Source organism: Bacillus sp. 220_BSPC (assembly GCF_001054655.1).
Lineage (GTDB): Bacteria > Bacillota > Bacilli > Bacillales > DSM-1321 > Peribacillus > Peribacillus frigoritolerans.
In genome coordinates this window covers 1-20,127 of sequence record NZ_JVPL01000242.1, presented here as the reverse complement: position 1 = coordinate 20,127, position 20,127 = coordinate 1, and the positions used below count along the sequence as shown (strand labels likewise).

At 42.9% G+C, this 20,127-nt stretch carries 15 protein-coding genes; 14 read left to right on the top strand and 1 reads right to left on the bottom strand.

All coding sequences use genetic code 11. The features are described 5' to 3' along the window. Positions 1 to 608: 608 nt before the first annotated feature. Positions 609 to 2,021 carry a sigma-54 interaction domain-containing protein gene (locus ADA55_RS19180; RefSeq protein WP_048686810.1) on the bottom strand — a complete coding sequence of 471 codons (1,413 nt, stop codon included), beginning with the start codon at positions 2,019 to 2,021 and terminating at the stop codon, positions 609 to 611. A gap of 381 nt (positions 2,022 to 2,402) precedes the next feature. Here ADA55_RS19180 and pruA point away from each other — a divergent pair, with 381 nt between their 5' ends. The 14 genes from pruA (at position 2,403) to ADA55_RS19110 (ending at position 19,993) form a co-directional block, all read left to right on the top strand. After that, on the top strand, positions 2,403 to 3,950 hold the full coding sequence (gene pruA / locus ADA55_RS19175) for an L-glutamate gamma-semialdehyde dehydrogenase (protein WP_048686808.1): 1,548 nt from the start codon (positions 2,403 to 2,405) through the stop codon (positions 3,948 to 3,950). Positions 3,951 to 3,968: 18 nt separating this feature from the next. After that, positions 3,969 to 5,162, top strand: a complete 1,194-nt coding sequence (locus ADA55_RS19170) for an ornithine--oxo-acid transaminase (protein ID WP_034309472.1) — start codon at positions 3,969 to 3,971, stop codon at positions 5,160 to 5,162. 22 nt (positions 5,163 to 5,184) lie between these two features. Next, positions 5,185 to 6,450, top strand: coding sequence for a Glu/Leu/Phe/Val family dehydrogenase (locus ADA55_RS19165; protein ID WP_048686806.1), 1,266 nt, complete (start codon positions 5,185 to 5,187; stop codon positions 6,448 to 6,450). A gap of 37 nt (positions 6,451 to 6,487) precedes the next feature. After that, positions 6,488 to 6,742, top strand: coding sequence for a hypothetical protein (locus tag ADA55_RS19160; RefSeq protein WP_048686804.1), 255 nt, complete (start codon positions 6,488 to 6,490; stop codon positions 6,740 to 6,742). 648 nt (positions 6,743 to 7,390) lie between these two features. Continuing rightward, positions 7,391 to 8,071, top strand: coding sequence for a DUF975 family protein (locus ADA55_RS19155; RefSeq protein ID WP_048686802.1), 681 nt, complete (start codon positions 7,391 to 7,393; stop codon positions 8,069 to 8,071). Between the two features lie 460 nt (positions 8,072 to 8,531). Next, positions 8,532 to 8,711 carry a hypothetical protein gene (locus ADA55_RS19150; protein ID WP_034309467.1) on the top strand — a complete coding sequence of 60 codons (180 nt, stop codon included), beginning with the start codon at positions 8,532 to 8,534 and terminating at the stop codon, positions 8,709 to 8,711. A 598-nt stretch (positions 8,712 to 9,309) separates the two neighbouring features. After that, entirely contained in the window at positions 9,310 to 10,545 is a 1,236-nt protein-coding gene (locus ADA55_RS19145; RefSeq protein WP_048686812.1) for a cytochrome P450, read from the top strand. Positions 10,546 to 10,849: 304 nt separating this feature from the next. After that, positions 10,850 to 11,500 (top strand): phosphatase PAP2 family protein, encoded by a 651-nt coding sequence (locus ADA55_RS19140; protein ID WP_048686800.1) that lies wholly within the window; start codon positions 10,850 to 10,852, stop codon positions 11,498 to 11,500. An 82-nt stretch (positions 11,501 to 11,582) separates the two neighbouring features. Further along, entirely contained in the window at positions 11,583 to 12,194 is a 612-nt protein-coding gene (locus tag ADA55_RS19135) for a DedA family protein (protein ID WP_048686798.1), read from the top strand. A gap of 178 nt (positions 12,195 to 12,372) precedes the next feature. Next, the gene (locus ADA55_RS19130; protein WP_048686796.1) at positions 12,373 to 14,010 is read left to right on the top strand and encodes a spore germination protein; all 1,638 of its coding nucleotides are present in this window, start codon (positions 12,373 to 12,375) and stop codon (positions 14,008 to 14,010) included. Continuing rightward, positions 14,000 to 15,226 (top strand): Ger(x)C family spore germination protein, encoded by a 1,227-nt coding sequence (locus tag ADA55_RS19125; protein WP_048686794.1) that lies wholly within the window; start codon positions 14,000 to 14,002, stop codon positions 15,224 to 15,226. The genes ADA55_RS19130 and ADA55_RS19125 overlap by 11 nt, the downstream gene beginning before the upstream one ends. A 21-nt stretch (positions 15,227 to 15,247) precedes the next feature. Beyond that, on the top strand, positions 15,248 to 16,387 hold the full coding sequence (locus ADA55_RS19120) for a GerAB/ArcD/ProY family transporter (protein WP_048686792.1): 1,140 nt from the start codon (positions 15,248 to 15,250) through the stop codon (positions 16,385 to 16,387). Then, positions 16,384 to 16,608, top strand: a complete 225-nt coding sequence (locus ADA55_RS19115; RefSeq protein ID WP_048686789.1) for a hypothetical protein — start codon at positions 16,384 to 16,386, stop codon at positions 16,606 to 16,608. The genes ADA55_RS19120 and ADA55_RS19115 overlap by 4 nt, the downstream gene beginning before the upstream one ends. 175 nt (positions 16,609 to 16,783) lie before the next feature. Beyond that, on the top strand, positions 16,784 to 19,993 hold the full coding sequence (locus tag ADA55_RS19110; RefSeq protein WP_048686786.1) for a DEAD/DEAH box helicase: 3,210 nt from the start codon (positions 16,784 to 16,786) through the stop codon (positions 19,991 to 19,993). Positions 19,994 to 20,127: the final 134 nt, after the last annotated feature.

Below are 20,127 nucleotides of genomic sequence, written 5' to 3'. Positions count from 1 at the left end.
CGAAAATTCAAGGGAATTTCAAAAGGGGTTCAGAATTTTTTAATTCCGAATCCCTTTTGTCTACAAACTGAGGCCTCCATATTAATGGGGGCCTTTAGACTGTAGACAAATTCGTGGAAAGCGACTTTGCCTGCATTTTTTTATTTGAAAAACATTTCAGCTGATTTCAGAAATCCGCTCCCTTTCCGCCGACTGTCTGCCAAGCCTCCTCGACGCAAGCGTCTGCGGGGTCTTGGCTAGCCAGTATTTCGGCAGGGGTCTCGCAAATTTCTTCAATGAGGGTTAATCCCATATAAATGAATACAAAATCATGGAGTATAACCAACTCTTGTTTTTAATTCATTGTAATCATTTCCTCGTTAAATTCTTGTTAGGGATTCGGAATGTGACCAACCTAAAGTTTTTATAAAAAACATTCCATTTGATTGGAGCGGGTGTTCGAGACTCCTGCGGGAAAAGCGAGTCCAAGGGAGACCCCACAGGCGCAAGGACCGCCCGCGGAAAGCGAGTGCCTGGAGTGGAGATCAACTTCCTAAACCCGCTCCCCTTCCGCCGGTAAACAAAAGGCCCTCCATATTAATGGGGGCCTTCTTTGTGCAGGGATGATGTTATTTGACCTGGTACTTTTTCAAACGGTATTGAAGGCTTTGGCGGCTAATATTCAGGGCCTTGGCTGCTTGGGAGATATTCATGCCATGTTCCTTCAATATCTTCTCCAAGTATTGCTTTTCAGTATTGGCGATATAATCATCAAGAGATAAGGTCGATTCCTGTAAATCTCCATTTGCATGAGTCTCTTTTCTTCCGGGATGAATGTCTTCCAAATGGGCTTTCTTCCTAAATAGAGCAGGAAGGTGGGTGATGGCAATCTTTGTATCGCCAGGTTCCATTAAATTCATGGCCCCTTCAATGATATGTTCAAGTTCCCTTACGTTCCCGGGCCAGTCGTAATCATAAAAAAGCGAGTAGACTTCTTCGCTGATCCCTTCTATATTCAATTCGAACAGCGCATTGAATTTCTCGATGAAGGATTGCGCCAGCAAAGGAATATCCTCTTTCCGTTCACGAAGAGGCGGGATGAATAACGAAACGACACTTAATCGGTAGTATAAATCCTTTCGTAAATGGTCATTTGAAATGGCATCTATCGGATCTTCATTTATCGTTGCAATGACCCTAACGTCAATTTTTTTATCCTTTGTATCCCCAACGCGGCGAATCGTCCTTTCTTGAAGGGCCCGTAATAATTTCGCTTGCATGTTCGGATTTAATGAGTTGATTTCATCTAGCAGGATGGTACCGCCCTGTGCCTGTTCGAATAATCCAGGCCGTTCAATCGATCCGGTGAAGGCGCCTTTCTTTGTGCCGAAGAGTATTCCTTCAATTAGACTATCTGGCAGGGCAGCACAGTTTTGGCTGATGAAAGGTTGTGTCGAACGGCTGCTGCCATTATGGATGCTTTGGGCGAAGAGCTCTTTTCCGGTGCCCGTTTCCCCAACGATGAGGATGGAGGATGCCGTCCTGGTTGAACGCTTGCTCTTTTCTATGACTTCCAGGAAATTTTCACTCGTTCCGATGATGCTGTCAAAGGTATATTTGGTATCGCCCTTATTCAATATATTATCTTTAATGATTCTTTCCAGATTCGTTATATCCTTTGCCACTTCTATGGCTCCGATGATATTTTGCTTTTGATCCAAAATCGGAAACGTATTATTGATTGTAGTAATTTCCTGACCAAGATTATTGAAATAGGTCTGCTTCGAGTTCTCGGTTGTCTTCCCCGAATGAAGTGCCCTTATTAATGTACTCTCCGTTTCTTCCTTGAATTTAAAGATTTCGTGGATCTTCTTCCCTAACACTTCTTCTGAATCCATTCCTTCGATTTCTGCCATTTTCTTGTTATATACAATCGTCCGCCCTTTTATATCGATTATATGTATCCCTGTATCGATTACATCCACAAGCGAATAGAGAATGGATTGGAAACCATCTATTTTAATGATTTGATCTAAATTCATGAATGCCTCCCGTTTTTCTTCTTTTCTTAGAGCTATTGTAGAGGAATTGAAGCAAAGGCGCAAATAAAATTTGCACAGCAAGATTATTTTGCATTGAAGTGCAAAAATATTTTGCGGAAAAAGTGCAAAAATGCTGTTTTTTATGGTTTTTCTAGTTGGCATGAAATTTGCATTAATAAAAAGTGTAAGATTTAAGCGACAAAAATAGGGATTAGAGCAAAAAATAATGGCATACTATGTCAATTTTGCCCTTAAAGTGCTGAATTTCATTGCGTTTTTAAAGAAAAAACATAATTTTTTCGAAAAAATGAAAAGTTGGCACGGAACTTGCTTGTTAAATAAGGGAGAAGTAAAAACATAAACCTAGGGAGATGAGACATAATGGTCCAACCATATAAACACGAACCATTTACTAATTTTAAAATCGAAGAAAACAATAAAGCTTTTCAAGCAGCATTGAATGATGTAGCTAATGATCTAGGGAAGAAATATCCGCTGATCATTAATGGTGAAAAAGTGTTTACTGATGAAGTCATTACCTCTGTAAACCCAGCAAATAAAGAAGAAGTTATCGGAACCGTATCCAAAGCGAATAAAGATCTTGCTGAGCGAGCGATGCAAGCGGCAGATAAGACATTCCAAACTTGGAGAAAAACGAAAGCGGAAGTGCGTGCAAACATTTTATTCAGGGCTGCAGGGATCGTTCGCAGAAGAAAACACTATTTCTCGGCTCTATTGGTTAAAGAAGCAGGGAAGCCTTGGAATGAGGCGGATGCAGATACAGCGGAAGCGATCGACTTCATGGAATACTATGCACGTCAAATGCTGAAGCTTAAAGACGGCATGCCAGTGGAAAGCCGTCCGATTGAACACAATGCTTTCAATTATATTCCGCTTGGTGTCGGTGTCATCATCTCACCTTGGAACTTCCCGTTTGCGATCATGGCAGGCATGACGACGGCTGCTCTTGTTTCAGGTAATACAGTCTTATTGAAACCGGCCAGTACAACACCGGTCATTGCAGCTAAATTCATCGAAGTGCTGGAAGAAGCGGGCATGCCTGCAGGAGTTGTGAACTTCATTCCAGGAAGCGGTGCCGAAGTAGGCGATTATTTAGTAGATCATCCTCGTACACGTTTCATCAGCTTTACCGGATCTCGTGATGTCGGTATCCGTATTTATGAGCGTGCGGCAAAAGTACATGAAGGCCAAATCTGGTTAAAACGTGTCATCGCTGAAATGGGCGGTAAAGATACGATCGTTGTTGATAAAGAGGCTGATCTGGAATTGGCGGCACAATCAATCGTCGCTTCTGCATTCGGATTCTCCGGTCAAAAATGTTCTGCTTGTTCACGTGCTGTCATAGTGGAAGATGTATATGACCAAGTCTTGAATCGTGCCATTGAATTAACGAAAGAAAAAACGATCGGGGAACCAACAGATCTAAACAACTTCATGGGTCCGGTCATCGATCAAGCAGCTTTCGATAAAGTCATGAGCTACGTTGAAATCGGTAAAGAAGAAGGGAAAATTGTTACAGGGGGAGAAGGAGACAATTCAAAAGGTTTCTTCATCCAGCCAACTATCATTGCCGATGTGGATGAGAACGCTCGTGTCATGAAAGAAGAGATCTTCGGACCGGTGGTTGCATTCTGTAAGGCAAAAGATTTCAATCATGCAATCGAGATTGCCAATAACACGGATTATGGATTAACGGGTGCAGTCATCTCTAACAACATTGAACATATCGAACAAGCGCGTGAGGATTTCCACGTAGGTAACCTGTACTTCAATCGCGGCTGTACTGGTGCCATTGTAGGATACCAGCCATTTGGCGGATTCAATATGTCAGGTACGGATTCAAAAGCGGGCGGTCCTGATTATCTAGTTCTTCACCTTCAAGGTAAAACAACATCTGAAACGCTATAAATTTTAGGGGGAATCAACATGACAACTTTAACGGAAAAATTAATCGAGCAAACAGAACAATATGGTGCAAACAATTATAATCCACTTCCAATCGTCATTTCGAAGGCAGAAGGAGTTTGGGTGGAAGATCCTGAAGGCAACAAATATATGGATATGCTTAGTGCCTATTCAGCAGTGAACCAAGGCCACAGGCATCCGAAAATCATCGACGAATTAAAAAAACAAGCTGATCGCGTAACATTGACATCCCGTGCATTCCATAGTGATAAATTAGGACCATGGTATGAAATGGTTTCACGCATTACGCAAAAAGACATGGCACTGCCTATGAATACAGGTGCTGAAGCCGTTGAAACAGCCATCAAAGCTGTTAGACGCTGGGGCTATGATGTTAAGGGAATCGCAGAAAACCAAGCTGAAATCATTGCTTGTATCGGGAACTTCCATGGCCGTACGATGGCAGCCGTGTCCTTGTCATCCGATGATGAATATAGAAGGGGCTTTGGACCGATGCTGCCAGGGATCAAGCTTATCCCTTACGGCGATCTTGATGCATTGAAAGAAGCGATTACACCGCAAACGGCTGGATTTTTAATCGAACCGATTCAAGGTGAAGCTGGAATCATCATTCCGCCACAAGGATTCTTAAAAGAAGCTTACGATTTATGTAAAGAAAATAATGTCCTATTCGTTTCTGATGAAATTCAGTCAGGACTTGGACGTTCAGGAAAAATGTTCGCCTCTGACTGGGATGGAGTAGTTCCCGATATGTACATTTTAGGTAAAGCGCTGGGCGGCGGGGTTTTCCCAATCTCTTGCGTAGCTGCGAACCGTGAAATCCTTGGCGTATTCAATCCTGGTTCCCATGGTTCTACATTCGGCGGCAATCCATTGGCATGTGCGGTTTCCATCGCTTCATTGGAAGTCCTTGAAGAAGAGAAGCTTGCGGAACGTTCATTGGAGCTTGGGCAATACTTTATGGATAGTTTAAAAGAAATCAAGAATCCAATGATTAAAGACATCCGCGGCCGAGGCTTATTCATCGGAGTCGAATTAACAGAAGCAGCAAGACCTTATTGTGAGCAGCTTAAAGAAGAAAAACTGCTATGTAAAGAAACACATGATACAGTTATCCGTTTTGCTCCGCCATTAGTGATTACTAAAGAAGACTTGGATTGGGCAATCGAACGCATTAAAAAAGTTTTATCCTAATATACCTATGAGGTGAATTCCATTGAGTACAACAATCAAAGAAGAAAAAGAAACTGCCAGCTTGCTTGATTCAACACAGGTCGTAATCAAGGAGGCACTGGATAAGCTTGGCTATTCTGAAGAAGTGTTCGAGCTTTTGAAGGAACCTCTGCGGATGCTGACCGTCCGGATTCCTATTAAGATGGATGACAATTCGACGAAGATTTTCACTGGATACCGTGCCCAACACAACGATGCTGTCGGTCCGACGAAAGGCGGAATCCGTTTTCATCCTGAAGTCGATGAGGAAGAAGTCAAGGCGCTTTCAATGTGGATGAGTTTGAAATGCGGAATCGTGAATCTGCCGTATGGCGGAGGAAAAGGCGGCATCATCTGTGATCCGCGCCAAATGTCAATCGGTGAATTGGAAAGGCTTAGCCGTGGATACGTTCGGGCAATCAGCCAAATAGTGGGGCCGACTAAAGATATCCCGGCCCCGGATGTTTATACGAATTCACAAATCATGGCATGGATGATGGACGAGTACAGTAGAATAAGGGAACACGATTCTCCTGGTTTCATTACAGGTAAGCCACTGGTACTGGGCGGTTCACACGGCAGGGAAAAGGCGACTGCACAAGGTGTCACCATCTGTATCGAGGAAGCGGCTAAGCGTAAGGGCATAGAATTGAAAGGTGCACGCATCATCGTCCAAGGGTTTGGGAACGCAGGAAGCTTTTTGGCCAAATTCATGCATGATGCAGGTGCAAAAGTGATTGGCATATCGGACGCATATGGTGCCATCTATAAACCTGAGGGTCTGGATATCGATTACTTACTTGATAAAAGGGATAGCTTTGGAACGGTAACGACACTATTCGATCATACAATCACAAACCAGGAGCTTCTGGAACAAGATTGTGATATTTTAGTGCCTGCTGCCATTTCCAATCAAATCACCAAAGAAAATGCACATCTTATCAAAGCCCAAATTGTCGTCGAGGCCGCGAATGGACCTACCACATTGGAGGCAACCAAAATCTTGACGGAACGCAATGTGCTTCTCGTACCTGATGTATTGGCAAGTTCAGGCGGTGTGACAGTTTCTTACTTCGAATGGGTTCAAAATAATCAAGGTTATTATTGGGAAGATGAAGAGGTCCAAACCAAATTAAAAGCGTTATTGGTCAACTCATTTAATCAAATATATGAAATGTCCGAGACGAGAAAAGTGGATATGAGGCTGGCAGCGTATATGGTGGGTGTCAGAAAAATGGCAGAAGCCTCGATATTCCGCGGCTGGGTATAAGCTATAGTCTAATAATGGGGAGTGGAGGAGTGATTCCGTGTTAAAACCGATTCATACCATCGAGTGTGCTCAAGATGGGACCGTCGAACAAGTTTACGTTCAAAAGGATTCCTATGTTTATGAATGGGAAAGGCTCTTTTTAGTGAAGACGGAAGATGGGAAATTGATTGATGTTTCAATAGGTGCCAGTGGTCACATTACTGAAATTAATGTTTCGGCAGGGGATCCTATTAATAGAAAGCTTCCTTTAGCTTTGCTCCAAGACGATTTTGTTATAACTGGCTCTGATTGATTATAGGAAAGAGGGTGTTCCAAAGGCGGAAGCGATTTCTGCTTTGGGATGCTCTTTTTTTGTTGTGATCATTTATAAGGCGGTGACAAAGCCAGGAAAAAGTTTGAAAAGAAAAAACGATGAGGGCTCGATCGTGGTGAGAAGAACATGAAGGACAATCCCACTTACGAAGATTCATCCCACACTTCAATCAGATCGTAAGGTCGATAAGTGGTGGGTAGTTCAACCATGCTGTTCGAAAAATTTTGGGATAGGGCCTGATCTACCTGGAAAAAGGAAAAAAGAACTAGATTAACATAAGGACTTTTAACCAAGATAAATACATGCTCCTTCGCTGGCCATACGTCTTAACAGGGGATGGTTCCGCGAAGGTATTTTTGATTTGGAAGGGCATATTGTCTTATTCCCGTTCATAAACTTTTACAAGCCAGTACCTAGGCAAGAAAGGAGTGGATCATGGTTGCTCGAAACCGGTTGACTCTATCCGTGTGCGCTTTCTAGGAATTTAAGCCCACGACTAGAAGCTAGTATGTTAAAATACAAATTGAGATTTTGACATCAAATAAATGGCGTTTTTTCTGAATCGATCCAAATTCACAATAAAAAATTCAGAATTCCGCCGTTTAAAAGAAGGGAGTTAATCAGAGTATGAGAATCTCAGAATTAAAGAGGAAAGCCCTTCAGTCGTTAGGAGGTAAATGGGGAGTAACTGTTTCGCTTATGTTGCTGTTGTTCTTGATCAACCTCATTTTTCCTTTAATTGTCGAAGTGATCGGAAGCGGTGGTTTTTCAGAATGGCTCATGCAGGAAGACACACCGTTATGGTCCGATATCTTCAGCATGGTCTTTTCCATTGCCTTAATCCCGCTTACCATTTCAACCACTTGGTTCTACCTGAATTTAGTTAGGGAAGGGAATCCTGGCATTCCGGAAGTGTTCGCTATCTATAAAGATGGAAAAACCTCTTTCAAGCTTATTGGGGCATCCATCTTACAGGCAATTTTCATTTTTTTATGGTCATTATTATTAATCATTCCGGGTATCATCAAGGCCATCGCTTATTCGCAGCAGTTTTTCTTATTGAAGGATCATCCTGAATACACGGTGCTTGAAGCCATTACAGAGAGCAAAAAAAGAATGAAGGGCTTGAAATGGAAGTATTTCCTTATGCACCTAAGCTTCATCGGGTGGGGCATCCTTTGCATGTTCACGCTGGGAATTGGTTTACTATGGTTGATTCCTTATGCAGGAACAACAACGGCTGCATTCTATGAAGAATTGATTGTGCCTCAAGAAGATATTGACGATGATCAACAAATAGAGGGATAAAAGATTAACCGAAAGCATATGGCTATCGGTTTCAGACTGTAGACAAACTCGATTTTAATCGAGTGAACTGCCCCGTAAATGTTAGACACCAAACTAACATTTACGGGGTGTTTTTTATGGCATGTACAATTTGGACGTTGATTTACGCTCCAGGCACTCGCTTTCCACGAGCCTCCGGGGTCTCCCTAGACGCGCTTTTCCCGCAGGAGTCCCGCACCTTCCTCTCCAATCAGCTTTGTTATAAAAATTAGTTAGAAACCATACTGATGAGTTGAAGGTGTTGGTTTGGGAACATCATTTGATCAAAGTCACGTTTTCCGAACCCCTTTTGTCTACAAACTGCAATCAGTAGCAAAAGGCTATCGGTTTTTTATTCCCGTTTCTCCTTAAAAAGGTTAAATTGTTCATTTTGCCTGGTGTATAATAGAATATTGAGAATGCCATTTAGGGGGATTACATAGTGAGTGGGTATAATATTGCGGATCTGGTATACCAATTGTTTTGCCTTTTATTTCTAATCCTGATCATCGTTGGGACCGTATCCCTTTTCCGTTCCATCAAGCACCGTAAAACCAGACTGGATATCATGGAAAAGAAAATGGATGATTTGCATGAACTGATTAAAAGGGGAAAAAATTGACGGCGGCATCGTGCAGGCGTTCAAGCTGCAGGTAAACTCGAAGAAAAGCGAGTTTGCCTGCAGTTTTTTTATTTAATCAGCTTGATTTCAGAAATAATATTTTTATTTTAAATCATGGTTATCACCTGTAATAGCTTGATGGGCATTCGGCAGGAAACCATTCCGAACCCTATGTTTGTGCAGTTTTTATTAGTTGAAAAACGTTCTAATCAACGTGATCCACAAACTCAGGTAAGTACAAAAAATTATACTAAAATAACTTAGTGGAAAGCGCTGTCTCCAAATTTGAAAAAAGAGGATTGGATTTTAGCATCGATTGAGAGACATAAAAAAATAGAAAAAGAAAGGGAATTGTCAAAAATAAGCAGTTTTACATAGGGGTGTCGGGATTGTGGGGCAAATTTCATGTAAGGCCGCTGGTATGGAAGATGCATGGTTTGTTGCGGTGTTTTACCCTATAATGGAATAGATGTGTATTTAAGGATTTGGTGAAAAAGTCTATCAGGAATGCTCGGCCCTATAACAAATCGACGGAGATGGAGAATGCTTCACATTCGGTCCTTTTGTTAGGTACTTTTGAGAAGTGGGAGGAGTCGGTATCATGAAAGAAGTTATTGCAGTAAAAGAAATTACTAGGTTTAAAACAAGGGCGGAGGAATTTAGCCCGTACGCTTGGTGTAAAAGGATGTTAGAAAATGACCCTGTGAGTTATCACGAAGGAACGGATACGTGGAATGTCTTTAAATATGAAGATGTGAAGCGGGTTCTCAGTGATTATAAACATTTTTCAAGTGTTCGGAAACGGACGACGATTTCGGTTGGAACGGATAGTGAGGAAGGTTCTGTGCCTGAAAAGATCCAAATCACTGAATCGGATCCACCTGATCATAGAAAACGCCGTTCACTGCTGGCAGCAGCATTCACACCTAGAAGTCTTCAAAACTGGGAACCTCGCATTCAGGAAATTGCAGATGAATTGATTGGACAAATGGATGAGGGAACGGAAATCGATATTGTGGCATCATTGGCGAGTCCGCTTCCGATCATTGTCATGGCCGATTTGATGGGCGTTCCCTCGAAAGATCGTTTATTGTTTAAGAAATGGGTGGATACCTTATTCCTTCCTTTTGATAGAGAAAAACAAGAAGAAGTAGATAAATTGAAGCAAGTGGCAGCAAAAGAATACTATCAGTATTTGTATCCGATTGTTGTGCAAAAACGATTGAACCCGGCGGATGATATCATCTCAGATCTATTGAAGTCGGAAGTGGATGGGGAAATGTTTACGGATGATGAGGTTGTCCGGACGACCATGCTGATTTTAGGTGCAGGAGTCGAGACAACCAGTCATTTATTGGCCAATAGCTTTTATTCGCTGCTATATGATGACAGAGAAGTTTATCAAGAGTTACATGAAAACCTGGATTTAGTTCCGCAGGCGGTCGAAGAAATGCTCCGTTTCCGATTCAATCTTATTAAATTGGATCGCACTGTAAAGGAAGATAACGATCTATTGGGAGTGGAATTGAAAGAAGGGGATAGCGTGGTTGTTTGGATGAGTGCAGCTAATATGGACGAAGAGATGTTTGAAGACCCCTTCACACTTAATATCCACCGCCCTAACAATAAGAAACATCTCACATTCGGTAATGGCCCTCATTTCTGCCTCGGAGCGCCGCTAGCCAGGCTGGAAGCGAAGATTGCGCTAACTGCATTCCTGAAGAAATTCAAGCATATTGAAGCGGTGCCATCGTTCCAGTTAGAAGAGAATCTTACCGATTCAGCGACAGGGCAAACTTTGACATCACTACCGCTTAAGGCAAGCCGCATGTAAAAAATGAAAAACCTTGTGCCCTAACCTGCATAAGGTTTTTTTCTTTTTGCATGTTGAATGGTATGCGTTAAATATGTTCCTGACACTCCTTGAAACGTTCGGCAGGAAATCTTATAGTAACCTGAAGTTGAGGTGACAATGACGAATAGAGTAGTATGATAAAGTAGAAAATTTTGTGCCCAGGCATGTTCCCCGAATTAGGTTGGCGGGCGATGAAGCAATTACACCCACCATGCAATGAAGAAGATATGATAAAATAGAAATTTCCAGATGAAACAGTTTTAATAAGTGAAAGGATGTTATTATGAAATTAAAGCAGCAATTAACCATTGCCTTTATAATAAGTGTACTTTCTTTAATCGGGTTCAGTTTCATGGCATTTACCATAAGTGCAAATGAATACCTGAAATTTGATGAAGATGTGATTTCCTTGGTGCAGGGATGGGAGTCCCCTCTGCTGACGGACATCATGAAGTTCTTTACTTACATAGGTTCAACCGCTTCACTGATCATCCTTTCCTTGGTCATTTTGTTTTTCCTATATAGGGTTTTGAAGCATCGTTTGGAACTAGTCTTATTCACTGCAGTCATGGTGGGTTCACCTCTTCTCAATTTGATGGTTAAGCTATTCTTTCAACGCGCCCGGCCCGATTTACATCGACTCATCGATATAGGGGGATACAGTTTCCCTAGTGGACATGCCATGAATGCATTTTCTTTATACGGTATTCTTACATTTTTGCTATGGCGTCACATTACGGCTAGGTGGGCAAGGGTTCTATTGATTCTTTTCAGCATGTTGATGATCCTCTCGATAGGTATTAGCCGGATATACTTGGGGGTCCATTATCCTAGTGATATCATTGCCGGATATTTGGCGGGCGGTTGTTGGATTGCGATTTCCATCTGGTTTTTCCAAAGGTATCAAGACCGGCGGAAGAACAAAGATCGTTAATGAAGGGAGCAAGGTTATTGCAAGATAAGCAGCCGGCAGGTACAAGCCAGCTGTTGATTCAAGAAAGTTAGGAGCGTATTAAATGGAAAACTGGATTACGGAATTCATGAATGATTTTGGGTATATGGGAATCTTTCTATTAATAGCATTGGAAAATATTTTCCCGCCGATCCCGTCTGAGGTCATTCTTACTTTTGGCGGTTACATGACGACAAAAGCGGATATGACGATCATCGGTGTCGTGATCGCTTCGACCCTAGGGTCTGTGGCAGGGGCAGTCGTCCTTTATGGAATTGGTTTACTTCTTGATGTGAAGGTCATTGAAAAGTTCGTGGAAAGATGGGGCCATATTCTTCGGTTAACGGTATCGGACGTCCATAAGGCGAATTCATGGTTTGACAAATACGGGTCATGGACCGTGTTTTTCTGCAGGCTGGTTCCGCTGATCAGAAGTTTGATCTCGATACCAGCAGGGATGTCCCATATGAGTTTTTGGCTCTTCCTGCTATACACAACATCCGGAACATTAATTTGGAACATCATCTTGGTGAATATCGGGGCAGCTGTTGGCTCCTCGTGGGAAGATATTGTAGGGTACATGGACATTTATTCAAACATCGTATATGCGATACTGGCCTTGCTATTGATCGCTTTCGTTGTTTTGATTTTTAGAAGGAATAAAGGCAAAGTATAATCTCAGTTTAGTTGATTGGGCCGTTATCATCGGCATTCATTCCCTAACCGAATATGACCATTAAAGGCTGTCATTGCGACAGCCTTTTTCTTATTGGAGGAAGAAAACTGAACCCAGAATAAAGGGGGAGTGCTTTGGACAAAATGAGTGAAACGAAAAAGGAATGAGGTTCGGTGCTATGGCTTCTTTTTTCAAACAAAAGAGACAAGTGAAGCAACGTGAAAAGAAAAAGGAAGATGAAAGTCAATCCAAAAGCAAAACGCCTGATTATATTGAAAGTTCCCTTTCTGCCAATCTGGAAATCGTGAAGAAAAAGACGGGAAAAAGTCCCGACATCATTATCCGAACGTTGAAAATCGGGCAAAACCCGGAGATAAAAACAACTATTTTGTATGTGCAGGGTCTGATTGATAATCCTAGCGTTACGGACTTTATAATTGAATCAATCATGAAAAATCCTCACCTGTCAAAAAACATACTACCACTGGAAGCATTGGACATTATCTCTGAGGATGTAGTTTCCCTCGGTGGCGTAGAAAGGGTCACGGACTGGGAAAAGCTATTTTTGACATTATTATCTGGGGACAGCATCATTTTTGTTGATGGAGTAAACGTCGCCCTGGTTGCCAGTACAAGAGGAGGAGAGAAGCGATCGATTCAGGAGCCAAGCACGCATTTGACTGTCCGGGGATCTAGGGAAGGGTTTACGGAATCGAATGGAACGAACATCGCCATGTTACGCCGCATCATCAATACCCCGGATTTATGGATAGAGTCGATGAAAATAGGCACGGTGACTAAAACGGACGTTTCCATCATGTATATAAATGGGATCGCTAAGGAAGGAATTGTCGAGGAGGTCAAGAAGCGCTTAAATCGAATTAACATCGATAGCATTCTTGAATCAGGATATATTGAACAATTGATAGAAGACCAGGTCATGACCCCATTCCCAACCCTTAACCATACAGAAAGACCAGATATGGTCGCAGGAAACCTGCTGGAAGGAAGAGTGGCGATATTCGTAAATGGAACGCCTTTTGTCTTGATCGCCCCGGCATTGTTCGTACAATTTTTCCAATCTGTCGAAGACTACTATAATCGCTTCGACATTGCTTCAGCGACACGTTTTTTACGGATCATCGTTTTCATCATCTCGATAGTCGGGCCGGCTGTCTATGTTGCAGCCACGACCTTTCATCAGGAAATGATTCCAACGAAGCTGCTGGTCATTGTAGCAGCCCAAAGGGAAACGGTTCCTTTGCCTGCCGTCGTTGAAGCGCTTCTCATGGAAATGACCTTTGAAATATTAAGGGAAGCAAGCCTTCGGATGCCAAAGGCCGTTGGTTCGACGATGTCCATTGTCGGGGCATTGGTCATTGGGCAGGCGGCCGTCCAGGCTGGTATCGTATCGCCGGCAATGGTCATCATCGTCTCGATCACGGCGATTGCCAGTTTTGCAACCCCTTCTTATTCCATAGCGATTTCTGCCCGCATTGTGCGGTTCGGATTCATCATTTGTGCCGGCATGTTAGGTTTTTATGGGATGATTTTAGCCTTTATCATCCTTATTGTCCATTTATGCAGCCTGCGTTCACTTGGAGTTCCTTATATGACACCGCTCGCCCCTCTGAATCCGAAAGGGTTGGGCGACACATTCTTCAGAAGACCTATATGGGCATTCAAGGAAAGGCCGCAATTTTTGACCAATGAAAATAATCTGATCAGGGAAGGCGATAACCAAAGACCGCTGCCTCCTGAATCGCGTGGAATGAAAACTTCTGACGGGAAAAAAGGTGAAGGCAATGAATCGTAAAAGATTAGTTCTGCTCTTGATGATGTTGATCGCCGCCACATTCACCACAGGCTGTTGGGATAAAAGAGAGTTAAACGAAATGGCCATCGTCTCGGCGGTCGGACTCGACAAAAATAAAGAAGGAAAGTTAGTGGGAACTTTCCAAATCATTAATCCAGGAAATGTTGCCGGAGCTCTTCAGGGCGGCGGCGGAACGAATCCACCGATATCCATTTATAGGGCAACCGGAGATAATGTGCTTGAACTGGATAGCATCGCTTCAACTAAAATCTCCCGAGATATGTATTTTGCCCATGCCAACCTGATTGTCATAGGTGAGGAACTAGCAAAAGAAGAGGGTCTCAACAATATTTTCGATGCTTTTGAGCGCTCACCGGAATTCAGGGGAACTACGAGGGTCGTGATTGCCCGGGGTGTGAAAGCCAAGGATATTGTCGAAACGTTAACTGCAATAGATAAGGTATCTGCCGAGAAAGTCATTAGGACGATTGAAACCACTGAAAAAACCCAGGGGAAAAGTATTAGCATCAATCTCCAAGAGGTGATCAAGAATCTGCTTAGTACCGGAAAAGAACCGATAATAAGCGGTTTTACCGTGAGAGGAAACAAGGGTAAGGAAGATAAAATGGAGAATACCATGTCCTCGGATATTGAGGCAAACCCTATTGCAGCAGGGATAGGTGTTTTTAAAGATGGCAAATTGATTGACTGGCTGGATGGTGGTAGGGCATTAGGGTCAATGTGGGTATTGGATAGGATCGAAAATGCCCATTTAAACCTTGATTGGGAGGGTGAAAAAGAAGCAATCACCTATTCAGTTATTCGCCAAAAAACCAACATCGGGGCAAAATTGGTAAACGGCAAACCGAAAATATCGATAAAGGTGCGTGCAGAAGGAGATATCCGGGAAGTGAATGTTCCTTTGAATCTAACCGATATGCATGTCCTGATAGATATTGAAAAGAAGTTAGCGAAAGACTTGGAGAAAGAGATGGAAGACGCAATCGTTCGGGCACAAAAAAATAAATCCGATATTTTTGGCTTTGGGGAGCTCATGCACGAATCCCATCCGAAAGAATGGAAGAAACTAGAGAAAAACTGGGACGACGATACTTTTCCTAAACTGGCAGTTGATGTGCAGGTAGAAACTTTCATTCGCCGTACCGGATTGCGTAATAAGCCGTATCTATCGAATTTAAAAAAGGATGAACAATAAAGGAAAGGAAGTGGCATCCTCATGGAAAAGGCAAATATCAGCGGGTACCAGTTGTTCGTCCTTATTTTCCTGTTTGAAATGGGCAGTGCACTTTTGGTTCCGCTTGCAGGCGAAGCCAAGCAGGCTGCCTGGCTGGTCATCCTTATTGCGATGGTAGGAGGATTTTTATTATTTTTCATTTATTATGGCCTTTTTCAATACTACCCTGAGCAGCTGTTAACGGAATTTGTACGGAGTATATTGGGGAATTTTCTAGGCAGGATCGTAGCTTTTCTATACATCCTTTATTTCATCTACCTTGCTGCAAGGGTGCTGAGGGACTTCGGAGATACGCTGCTTACTTTTGCCTATCCTCATATTCCGTTATTTGTCGCGAACGCTGCATTCATTTTAGTCGTGGTGTACACGGTCCGAAAAGGGGTAGAAGTATTGACGAGGACCGGGGAACTATTCTTTGTCTTGGAGAATTTACTTTTAATGACCTTCTTTCTTCTGATAGTCGCTTCAGGCATGATCCATTTAAACAACTTAAAACCCGTTATTGAAATGAGCGTGACGGAGATGGTGAAAATGGCTTTCACTAAAACGATATTCTTTCCATTTGGCGAAATCATTTCCTTTTTAATGATTTTTCCTTATTTGAACGAACCTGAGCGATTGAAAAAAATTGGGATAAGCAGCATTGCTGCAGCTGGCATTTTTCTCGCGATAATAATGGCTATGAATATTGCTGTACTTGGGGTGGACCTGACGACACGTTCGCAATACCCTCTTCTTTCCCTCATTCAGTCCATAGAGGTCGCTGGCTTTCTCGAACGGCTCGATGTGTACTTCTTGTTTTTGTTGATGATTGGCGGGTTCATCAAGATAAGTGTATTTACTTATGTGGCGGTAACGGGTACGGCGAATGTTTTCAATGTTAAACAGCCCTCCAGACTTGCTTACCCCGTTGGCTTTGTCATATTACTGAGTTCCATCATAATAGCAAGCAGCTTTACGGAACATATGCATGAAGGGCTAGGAGCCGTACCGATATACATTCACCTCCCATTTCAGGTGATCATTCCGTTGCTTCTCTTGATCATTGCCTTTTTTAAGAATCGAAAAAAAAAGAAAGGCCAGCACCAAAATAAGTTCCAAGGCGGAGTTGATCAAAAATGAAATTCTTCGGTATTACGCTTTTGCTTCTGATCCCTTTAGTGGTCCTATCATTAGGTATGGATATTCTAATGGGATTTGATCTGGATAATTCAATCAAACATGACTTTAATCCATTCTTGGTGAAGGACCCCGCTGAATTTATCCTTTTTATCATTCTTGTTTCATTCCTTGTATTCAGCTTCTTTTATCGAAAAAAAAAGAAAAAGAACAAGGGCAAATGACAACAATGATGCTGCAATTCCCGTTGCTGAAATATAGATGAACTCCGAATGGGGGAGTTTGTCTTTTTGCTTTTTTACAACCCTGTAAACCCATTTCATAGTATGATGATAAAATGAGATATTTTCAGCGGAATAAAATCACTCAACCAAAAAACCCCGGGAGGAGGACGGCAATTTGGATATCAAATTGAATCGAAAAATCATAAAAGACATGTGCGGGGCCGTCTCCTTCAAAAGAGGGGAAGCTTTTCATCGTGCCAATAAAGTCACATTTGAAAGCTATCGTCATGATGGTTGTGAAGCATCGGTTAGAGGCAAGGAAGACTTCCATGTCACGATTGAAGTGGATGCAGTCGGCGGATTTCAGACGAAATGCAGCTGTCCTGCGCTAGCTTCCTTCCCCAGGGATTGCCAGCATATTGCAGCCGTCCTGCTGTCGGTTTACGACCATCAGCGAGATGGAACGGTTCCAGAAGGTCTGCATGCTGCCGGTTCTGATGCTATAGCACATGAGAAGCTGTCAAAGGGCTTGCTGACCCTTTTCAATAATCAGCCTGTACGGAAAAGCGGTCATCAGCGCCATTTTGAAAAAAGAACGATGCTTGAAACGGAATTCACGTGTAAGCCAGTATGGATGGGAATGGAACAATATATGTTAGGACTGGAAATGAAAATCGGTTCTCTCAATGTGTCGAATGTCCGGGATTTCCTGAAGCGAGTTAAAGAAGGAAAGCCTGCCCAAGTGTCCCCTTCATTTATATATGACCCTGTGCTGCATTGTTTTCAGAATGAAAATGATTCCGTGCTTCAGGAGCTCATTACAGTGATATCGGATGAAAAAGTCTATGTGGACGCCCTGACGGATAAATCTGAATATACATTGGACGATCACTTATTACTTTTGCCTCCATCTTCTTTTCGAAGGCTTGTCCCCATCCTTGAAGCGGCGCCAATGGTGAAGCTTGCCTATGGCGGCCTTACATTCAATGGCTTTCGTGTAACAAACGGACCGCTTCCTTTACAGTTTGGCTTTACCGAAAGCGAGTTCAAAGGTTATCAACTGAATATTAAAAGGCTGCACGAGATGATCGTCATGAATGCATACACATTGGTCCTATTTGAGGGGAAATTGGTTCAGCTCGAAAATGAGGATTTCAAACGCCTTTCAGAGTTAAAGCAAATGATGGAGGGTTCGGGGATGAATCAAATTCCAATCCATCATGACCAGCTGGAATTATTCCTGGACAAAGTGGTACCAGGCTTGAAAAGACTCGGTGAAGTCCATATAGCAAGATCCATCACCGAATTGTTTTTGAAGACACCGCTGATTGCAAAGCTATACTTGGATCGAGTGAAAAACAGGCTGCTTGCCGGGCTGGAATTCCATTATGAAAATATCGTGATCAACCCTTTGGAAAAACAGGAATCCAAGGTTATGAGGGATGTTGAGAAAGAGGCGGAGATATTAAAGCTGATGGAGGATAGCCAGTTTGCCAAGACGGACGGAGGCTATTTCTTGCAAAACGAAGAGTTGGAGTATGAGTTCTTGTACCATATCGTTCCTAAACTCCAGAAGCTGGTGCAAATCTATGCCACGACCGCTGTAAGAAACCGAATTTCCCGTGGAAATGCTGCACCGCGCATTAGGGTGAAAATTAAAAAAGAGCGTACTAATTGGCTCGAATTCAAATTTGAAATGGATGATATCCCAGATAAACAAATACGTGAGGTCTTAGCCGCGCTTGAAGAAAAAAGGAAATACTATCGTTTAAGGAATGGATCGCTGCTTTCCCTTGAAACAAGGGAATACGAGGACATCAATCGTTTTCTGAATGCACTGCCCGTACAGGATGAAGACCTGGAAAGCACACTGAACATGCCCATCATAAAAGGGCTCCAGCTCCTTGACTCCGTTAATGATGGCCAGACATTCACGATGGAAGAATCATTCCGGCAGTTTTTGGATAACATCAGGAATCCGGGCGCCTTGGAGTTCACGGTGCCAAATAGTCTGGATCCGATTTTGCGCGAGTATCAAGAAAACGGCTACAAATGGATGAAAGTCCTTGCACAATATGGTTTTGGCGGGATTCTTGCTGATGATATGGGGCTGGGAAAAACACTGCAAAGCATCACGTTCATTTTATCCGAGCTACCTGACATCCGTAAGAAAAGGGTTCCGGTGCTTATTGTCTGCCCATCATCATTGACCTACAATTGGCTGAGTGAATTCACTAAATTCACTCCTGATATACAAGCCGTCGTCGTGGATGGAGACAAGACGGAAAGGTCGAAGCTGCTTAAAGAAATGAAGGACGTGGATGTAGTGATCACTTCTTATCCATTGCTCCGGAAAGACATCAAGTCGTTTGAAAAAGAGGACTTCCATACGGTGTTTTTCGATGAGGCACAGGCCTTCAAGAACCCGGTGACACAAACGGCACGAGCGGCCAAGAAGATAAAAGCGGCACATCGCTTCGCGTTGACTGGTACACCCATCGAGAATTCACTAGAAGAGCTCTGGTCCCTTTTCCACGTCGTATTCCCTGAACTATTCATGGGGTTAAAGGAGTATAGCAACCTCTCAAGGAAGCAGATTTCCCGCAGGATCCGTCCATTTTTGCTGCGGAGAATGAAAGAGGACGTACTAGGGGAATTACCGGAAAAAATCGAGTCGCTGGAATCGATGGAACTGCTTCCCGATCAGAAGAAACTGTACGGCGCTTATCTGGCCAAGCTTCGGCATGATACGCTGAAACACCTGGACAAGGATACCCTTCGCAAAAATCGGATCAGGATCCTTGCAGGCTTGACCCGGCTTCGGCAAATATGCTGTCACCCCGCCTTGTTTGTGGACGGGTATAAAGGCAGTTCAGCAAAATATGAGCAACTGATGCAAATTGTCGAAGATTCGAAGCATTCTGGAAGACGGGTGCTGATTTTCTCGCAATTTACAAAAATGCTTACAATCATCGGCAGGGATTTGGCCTTGAAAGGACAACCCTTTTTCTACCTGGATGGCCAAACCCCATCAAAGGAACGTGTGGAAATCTGCAATCGGTTTAATGAAGGAGAACGGGATATATTCCTCATTTCGTTGAAAGCGGGCGGTACGGGTCTCAATCTGACGGGTGCCGATACAGTCATTCTATATGACCTTTGGTGGAATCCGGCAGTTGAGGAACAAGCCGCGGACCGTGCCCATCGAATGGGGCAGAAAAATGAGGTTCAAGTCATCAAGCTTATTGCCCGTGGGACAATCGAAGAAAAAATGAATGAACTCCAAGAGAAAAAGAGACATCTTATTGAAGAAATCATCGACCCTGGAGACAAGTCATCATCTGCACTTACAGAAGAGGATATCAGGGAAATCCTGATGATATAAGGGTTTAGCCGAAGGTAATAAATAAATAGTTCAGTTATGGAGCATTCCTCTTACAAAGGAATGCTTTTTTATTTTTAAGGCACTTTTTCGTAAAGATTGTTGTTTTTAAAACGAAACTATTTAAGGTTGATTGG